This window comes from Pseudomonas sp. 2995-3 (assembly GCF_002742565.1).
In the GTDB taxonomy this organism is placed as follows: Bacteria; Pseudomonadota; Gammaproteobacteria; order Pseudomonadales; family Pseudomonadaceae; genus Aquipseudomonas; species Aquipseudomonas edaphica.
The window spans coordinates 1-485 of the sequence record NZ_LJSB01000161.1; the positions used below are offsets into that span (position 1 = coordinate 1).

General features: G+C 40.4%; 1 pseudogene. It reads right to left on the reverse strand.

What is annotated here, in order from left to right:
* Positions 1-485 (reverse strand): annotated as a pseudogene (locus tag AOA62_RS31785) (hypothetical protein); the annotation flags it as partial.

Consider the following 485-nt stretch of genomic DNA (forward strand, 5'->3'; position numbering starts at 1 on the left):
ATCTGATCCTCCACTATTACCATTATTGGAACCCGTGGAATTGTCAGATCCACCGCTATTATTATTCTGTTGCTGTTCTTGTTGTCCCTGCTTTTTTCGCTCTTCTTCTTCCTGTTGTCGTTTTAATTCTTCTTGTCTTTTCCGTTCTTCTTCCTCTTGACGTTTCCGTTCTTCCTCTAAACGACGCTGTTCTTCTTCCCAAATCTCTAATTCTTTTTTCGCAGCGGCTTCCTGCGCTTTTAGAAATTCTTGCTCTTCTTCATAACTCATTAACTGTTCTTCAAGATTTATTCCTTTTCTTAATAACGCTTCAATAATAACGTCTTTTTCCTGACGTTGTTCCTCTAAAGCATTACGTAGTCCCTCAAGCTCGTTCATTTGCGATTCAAGACCAGCTAGTTCGTTCTCTAAAGTGAACGTTGCGACCTCAAGAGCTTCCTTATCAGCCACATGCTGTTCGAGAATGTTTCTGTCTTGTTTTGCGA